8 protein-coding genes are annotated in these 6,542 nt (G+C 40.2%); all 8 read right to left on the reverse strand.

Annotation, left to right across the window (positions count from 1 at the left end; all coding sequences use genetic code 11):
* Nucleotides 1-415 (reverse strand): hypothetical protein (locus tag AC1WIP_RS09505; protein WP_481141618.1); only part of this gene is annotated, 415 nt, incomplete at its 3' end.
* Nucleotides 399-1,340 carry an adenine-specific DNA-methyltransferase gene (gene yhdJ / locus AC1WIP_RS09510; RefSeq protein WP_481141619.1) on the reverse strand — a complete coding sequence of 314 codons (942 nt, stop codon included), beginning with the start codon at nucleotides 1,338-1,340 and terminating at the stop codon, nucleotides 399-401. The genes AC1WIP_RS09505 and yhdJ, both read right to left, overlap by 17 nt.
* Before the next feature lie 132 nt (nucleotides 1,341-1,472).
* On the reverse strand, nucleotides 1,473-2,732 hold the full coding sequence (locus tag AC1WIP_RS09515) for a hypothetical protein (protein ID WP_481141620.1): 1,260 nt from the start codon (nucleotides 2,730-2,732) through the stop codon (nucleotides 1,473-1,475).
* Nucleotides 2,733-3,455: a LytR/AlgR family response regulator transcription factor gene (locus tag AC1WIP_RS09520; RefSeq protein ID WP_318705205.1), complete on the reverse strand. Its 723-nt coding sequence runs from the start codon at nucleotides 3,453-3,455 to the stop codon at nucleotides 2,733-2,735.
* Entirely contained in the window at nucleotides 3,427-4,140 is a 714-nt protein-coding gene (locus tag AC1WIP_RS09525) for a helix-turn-helix domain-containing protein (protein WP_481141621.1), read from the reverse strand. The genes AC1WIP_RS09520 and AC1WIP_RS09525 overlap by 29 nt, the downstream gene beginning before the upstream one ends.
* Nucleotides 4,141-4,588: 448 nt before the next feature.
* Nucleotides 4,589-4,957: a hypothetical protein gene (locus tag AC1WIP_RS09530; RefSeq protein ID WP_481141622.1), complete on the reverse strand. Its 369-nt coding sequence runs from the start codon at nucleotides 4,955-4,957 to the stop codon at nucleotides 4,589-4,591.
* A 132-nt stretch (nucleotides 4,958-5,089) separates the two neighbouring features.
* Nucleotides 5,090-5,794, reverse strand: a complete 705-nt coding sequence (locus AC1WIP_RS09535) for a hypothetical protein (protein ID WP_481141623.1) — start codon at nucleotides 5,792-5,794, stop codon at nucleotides 5,090-5,092.
* Nucleotides 5,795-5,815: 21 nt separating this feature from the next.
* Nucleotides 5,816-6,130 (reverse strand): hypothetical protein, encoded by a 315-nt coding sequence (locus AC1WIP_RS09540; RefSeq protein WP_481141624.1) that lies wholly within the window; start codon nucleotides 6,128-6,130, stop codon nucleotides 5,816-5,818.
* Between the last annotated feature and the right edge of the window lie 412 nt (nucleotides 6,131-6,542).

Raw genomic sequence — 6,542 nt, forward strand, 5'->3', positions numbered from 1 at the left:
GTATTAAATATTTGCCATTATTCGCGATAATCAAATCATTTTTTAGATCAGGAAACTTATTTCTGAATTCTCCATTCACCCGGGAATTTAATGCGTGGTTTTGCAATTTACTGCCCCCATACAGTCCCCGGTAAAAGTGGAACAACTGCATATAATCATAACCACCAAATTGCCTATATACATCAGGTTTATCATAATAATCGCTTTGATAAAAATGCAGTATGGCATATATTGCATAAATATTAGCAAGACTCTTCCTTGTCTTACTCCCCTTATGTACTGCTTTCATTTTCTTATCAAGATATTGCAGCAAATAACTACTTCCATAGATGTCTGCATATTGATCCGGGAAATCTTCTTTTAAAATTTCTAATACAAATTTTTCCGTTATCTTCACCTCACTGACTTCTTGCATATTTTGACTTTGCTTTTGTCTTGCGCCTCTTCTCTTTTACAAGTAATTTTCCATTAAATTCTGTTGCTATTCCCGTGCGGCGAAGCCCTATCTCAAAATATTCTTCATTTATGTCTATGCCAATGCCAATTCTTCCTAAACGAGCAGCAACTGCAGAGGTAGTAAAAGAGCCTGAAAATGGATCTAAAATAACATCGCCAACATTAGACGAAGCCTTAATAATGCGTTCCAACAACGCTTCTGGCTTTTGCGTTGGGTGGTTTTCGTATTCATCCATTTTAAAGCGAACACGATTAAAATTCCAAACATTACCTGGGATTTTCTCTGCATTATATGGCTTAGGCGGATCTTTTCTATAATCAATTAACTTTCTTTGTGCTCCAGTTTTAGCTTCAACCAAAATAGCTTGTTGATTAAATGTGTATTTTGCCTTGCTGTTTTTATTTATCATCAAAATCGGCTCATATAACGAACCAAATATTTTTTTAGACTGTACACCTGAACTGTCATAGGACCACACGATACGGCATAGTACATTATATTTTTGGGAAACATAAACGTCCAGATACGCCATATGTTGTGTAGCTGTCATAAAATACATTGTACCATTGCAAGAAAGCACTCTCATGCATTCATCAATCCAGCATTTACACCAATTAATATATTGTTCAATGGTGCTCCATTTATCCTGGTTATTGCCAAAATTCTTTCCTATGTTATATGGTGCATCCGCAAATATCAGATCGACAGAACCATCCTTTATATAGTGAAGTACCTCAAGACTATTTCCCAATATAGCCATAGAATTGTCGTTGTGCATTTCTATAATCTCTGTTTTATCAACAAACAAACTATCAAAATCAAATCTTTTTGTCTGAATTTCTTCCCTGTCTGATCTCTCAATGAAGATATTGCTTGCTTCCATTGTCGCTGCCTCCCTTGCACTTCCATTTCATCCTACGGCTCCTGAAGCATATATTAAATATATCGCATGAAACTACTTTTTTCAACCTCTAACAAAATTTCCCCCTTTCACAAAATTCAGCCTTTATAAACATTACTTTTTAACTTTTAGGACAAAAGAAATCCAATTATCTTTTTCCACCATTATATTTCTGCAAATCAAATCACACTTCAATTCCTCACATAAATACTTCAAATGATATAATCCCACTCCTCTTTCAATACTTTTGGTACTTTGTCCTAGGACAAACCACTTTTCTATCTCATTATATGGCACATAGGGAAAGGGATTTCTTACTTCATACTCATATCCCGTCCCTGCCTCTCTAATCTCAAAGTGTATCCTAGAGATCGTATCTTGCTTATCCTTCACGGCCTCTACTGCATTATCAAATAAAATTCCCAGCATCTGAATTATATAGTACGCCGGTATTACTGTATGAAAAGATTCCACTTCTATTTTATATGTAATTTCCGCTTCCTCCTCCAATTCTGTAAGCTTTCCATATAAGAACCCAGTTAATATGCTGTCTTCTAGTATGAGGAGCTTGTTATATTTGTTCTCTGCCGCCACCTTGCCCAAATATTCTTCCTGAGCCCTGACCAATTCTTCATAAGTTTTATTCGTATAATGCATGGACAGTACCGCCGTAATATGGTTATTTATCTCATGCTGGCGCATTCTGATTTTAATAAGCAATTCGTTGTATTTATTTTCACTATTTATATTTTGATATTCGTCTTTTTCAGGCACTGTATTGCCCTTATAATTCTTGTCCCAATGCTTTTTCAATCCAAGTGTTACTGCAATAATTGGAATTAGCAATAAAAAAGAATCTATCCGCACACCATAAAAAATTTTTGCCTGCATCAAAATAAATATCACAACCATAAAAATTGCGCTTAATAATAGATAGATTAATTTCTCTTTTTTCCTTATCCATCCGGCAAATCGGCACAGTCCCAACGACGGCAGCACAAAAATACAGATTAACAGCACCGCACAATTCACCAAAAGCCCTCTCCCATACTCATTTTGAGGCAGAACAACTGCAGCCGGCACAAGACAGGCAAACTGCAGCAGCGTCATCACCACAAGATACAACACATTGTTGATTATGGTTTCAAACAAGGATTTCTTAAATTTTAACATACAAAAGAGAAAAATAAGAAAATAGACCAGCAGTGAAAACAGCCTCGGCACCTGACAGGTATTGACTATTTCCAAAACAATCAGAAGTCCCAGAAATAACAGGACCGTTTTCCTATCAAATTTTACCTTTACTCCATAGATCCGGTGAATGCAGATAATCACCGAAAATATCTCTGTTATTAGAACAAGGCGCAGCAGCATTTACTTAAAAATTTCCCGCAATAATTTCTTATACATCAAACCAATCTCTACTCTTCCATAGTTATTGCGCAGCTGTATCATTCTGTTTGTAATATCCACATTATGTATAAATTTCTTATTTATCATGGTGTTGCGGCTGCATTGGATCATATCCGGACTGTCTGCTTCATCCAGCAGTCTTTTCAGTGTCAAATAAGGAATTGCCAAAACATCGCTGCGGCTTGTATGGATATACATGGTATGATTCTCGCATTCCGCATATACAATTTCGCTTCTATCCACGGCCAGGACGATGCCGTCCTTTCGAAAGTACAGGGTTTTATCGCTCTCCTGATGTCCGGGAAATTTCAGGCAGTGCTCCACCATCCGCTTTACCTTCTCCGCATCAAAGGGCTTTTCCACAAAATGATAACAGTGCAGCTTTTCATAGGCATAAAATCTGGCGTCCTCCAGTGAAGTGACAAACAGCACTGGCGTAAAGGCATATTTATCAATTTTCCGGATACTGTCTACAAACCGCAGACCGGAAGAATCTCCCGGCCTTCTGGTATCCAATATAATGTCTATGATAAATAAATCAATCTCTCTTTCCAATGCACATTGATAGGCATCCTTCATACGATGCAGTGCAATCACCTCGCACCTTGTATCAGCTTTCTGCACAATGCCGGCCAAATGCTGCAATGTACTTTGATTATCTTCTAAAATTAAAATCTTTTTCACAAATTTCCCCTAAACACTTTTGTCCTGCCTGCAAATAAGCGAAGATAGCTTCCCCTTCCTCCTCGCCAGATATTTCCAAAAGCAGACACAATTCCTGCGCCAGTCCTTTGCCATCCCGCAGGATAATGGATGGAGGAACATGAAACAAATCATATATTTTCCACAGCATCTCACTGTCGGGAAGAACTCTTCCATTTTCCAGCTCTCTGAGCTTCTTTATATCAACACCCAGAAGCTCTGCCATTTTATGCTGTGTATACGCAAGCTGCTGTCTGATGGCGAAGAAAATATTGTCGTTCTCTCTTCCCGTCATGAAAATAAATTTCATATATTCAATACGCTTATATATCTTGCCCCATTTACCTGCAGAATCCTCCCGTCCCAGACAGGCTGCCATGGAATAAAAGATGCTGATATAGCAGATAATTTCTTCAAAGGTACATCCCTCAAAAAACTCTCTATATTTTTCGGTACTCCGCAAGCCTGTATACATATACTGTATATCTATTTCCGTATTCGTCAGACACTGCATTTCATAGAAGGTGAATCGCTTTTTTCCAAGCTCCGCCTTACTGTAATGACTTTGCATCATGTGCATTTGATAGCTGATCTGCCTTTGGGACAAATTATTTCTGACCCTTTCTTCCTTCAGCCTTTGCAAAACATTTTCATAATCCATATTCATGGGTAATCTTCCTTATATCACAATTCATTTTTACCCATTTTACGACATTATTTCACCCTATACAGCACCTATTTATGACTTATATTATAAAAAGAATATCTGAACGAAAAAAGTCCGCTAAAAGCGAACCTCTGCTTCCCGGTACCTCTCCCGGGAACAGGACAGTTGGAAAGGTTTTTCGGCTGCCGTGACTCCATCCATGCCTGCTATTCCCTCAAAAGCTGTTTTGGCAGCTCTGTAGTCCTCTGCGTATTTTCTTTCTGTCAGCTCCTTGGTATTTGCATTTTGAAAAAAAAAGCTTTCTTGGCCTCGCATAGTCCAGGTACTGCAATGCGACATTTGGAAACCTCCGGTCTTATCCCCTAATGTCATATATTGTAGTATCCTGACCCTTTACGCACAAGGAACTATGGTTCTAAAACAGTATTTTTCTTTAGTATTTTTCTTTCTACATCAGGCTTAAGAAGCTGCCTGCAAACATTACAACGCCCAGGATGGCCAAAGCAATATAAATTAGTATCAGGATCAGCTGGGCTTTAAAATAATTGGATTTGCTTTTCTTAACATTTCCTGAAAAGGCCCATACAAACAGCATGACCAGATTTACGATGGGAATCAGCATTATGATTCCAGCTGCAATCCATTCCCCCACCGTTACCGTCTCCTCTTTTACGGCTGTCTGCGCATATCCATAACCCGGCTGCTGTTCCGGCACATTTTGTCCATATGACGCACCTGCACCATACATGGCATTATTATAATATGGGTTTTCATTACTGTTCAGCAAATTTGTGCTATTGTTATCTCGATTTTCCATGTCTTTTCTCCTTGTATTTTGTCTCCCTTGTCCCTCTGTTCCAGCCTTTCCCTGCTGGTTGCCTGTCCTGCTTCCTGTATGGTTCCGGCGCTCCTGCAGCCGAAAAGGCAGACAGGCAGCCAGTCAGTTCGCCTAATTTTCCGTGTAGGTGGACACCACCTCATCTATCTTGTCCACCCAGTCCGCGTGGCGGCTCTGATCTTTTGTACGGTCTATGCAGCAAACCAGCACCGGAGTTTCGGTTCCTGCAATTCCATACGCTACAACAGGATAAATAGCACCTCCCCAATCATCCACAAAATTAATTTGTCCTTCAAATTTAGTCATTTCAAAGCCATTTATTGTTGTAGTCTCCAAAGTTTCAATATCATAAATTATCTCATTAAAACCAAACCCAAAATATTCTTCCTCAATCAGTGGGGACAGTAACTGGAAAATATCTGCCGAGGAATGGTACTGGCTCATGTCGATCAGCTCCTGCTGTTCCTCTGCCCCCACATCCCCGGAATACTGAGTTACATAAATCTGTTCACATCTCACTCTGTCAAACTGGCTCCCATATTGCTCCTTTGCAACATGCCCATAGCCCACTGTACTGTTCTCTCCATCCGGCAGTCTCAAAGAATAACCAAAGTGGTTTTCCGTATACAAATAGTCCAGCCCCTCCGGGTAATCCGCTTCCTCCTCCGCCTCTCCGGAAGCCTGTACATCTGTCTCCGCCGTTACGGCGTTTCCTCCCTGTACAGCCGAGGCCTGGCCTTCCTCCGTTCCCTGGCAGGCGCTTAAGCTCCCAGCCAGCAGTATCATTCCCAGTAACAATAATCCTTTTTTCTTCATCTTTTTCTCCCTTACTCTTTTTTAATATCCTGCAATCGTATGGTAATCATACGAGAGATATTCCATATTCTCTCCCAGCCACCCCTCAAACCAGTCCTGGGAAATCAGTAGCGGTTTCACCTGAATCCTGGCATTAATCTCCAAATAGGTGTTGGCCTCTGCCATGCGGAAGCTCCCCTTCTTAGGGTGTTCTACCTCATAGGCATTCAGCCCTTCATTCACGTTTACCTGGATCACATCGCCGATCCGGGTTACCGCCATATCGGACTCATCGCTTAACAGCTTGCCACATCCATAAAGTCTGCTTCCTTTTTGAAAGTTTCCTGCAGACTCCATATCATCTCAATTTCTATGCCTTTGGAATTTACAACAGATAGCCGGCTCATGGCGCGGCTCTTTAACAGCTTTGCTTGATAACAGATATGCAGAAGAAATATTCTCTGACAATAGAACCCTGGCGGTCCTGAATATCCTGAAAGTTGGTTCCCCACAGGTGCAGTGCAGGCCCGGCATGTACTGCCGATTTCCGCTCCGGTTTCCCCTGACCGCTTTTATCCTTGGAATCAGTCCTGTGCTTTGTAATTCCCCCACACAATCTCTTATAGTATTGCCGTATAATTATTCATCCCTTTTGCAGTATTTAGTTTATTTTAGCTTTTCTTTTGTATTTCGTCAACTGAAAATTTTATAAGTGTTAAAACTGCGTGTAGGTTTACAATCTGTCTCTTATACACATCTCCGAGCCCAC

The sequence above is a fragment of the Acetatifactor sp. genome, from assembly GCF_982438285.1.

Coding starts and splice junctions, on each gene's coding strand:
- yhdJ (WP_481141619.1), bottom strand. CDS start 1,340: ATGGAAGCAAGCAATATCTTCATTGAGAGATCAGACAGGGAAGAAATT.
- AC1WIP_RS09515 (WP_481141620.1), bottom strand. CDS start 2,732: ATGCTGCTGCGCCTTGTTCTAATAACAGAGATATTTTCGGTGATTATC.
- AC1WIP_RS09525 (WP_481141621.1), bottom strand. CDS start 4,140: ATGAATATGGATTATGAAAATGTTTTGCAAAGGCTGAAGGAAGAAAGG.
- AC1WIP_RS09530 (WP_481141622.1), bottom strand. CDS start 4,957: ATGGAAAATCGAGATAACAATAGCACAAATTTGCTGAACAGTAATGAA.
- AC1WIP_RS09535 (WP_481141623.1), bottom strand. CDS start 5,794: ATGAAGAAAAAAGGATTATTGTTACTGGGAATGATACTGCTGGCTGGG.
- AC1WIP_RS09540 (WP_481141624.1), bottom strand. CDS start 6,130: ATGGAGTCTGCAGGAAACTTTCAAAAAGGAAGCAGACTTTATGGATGT.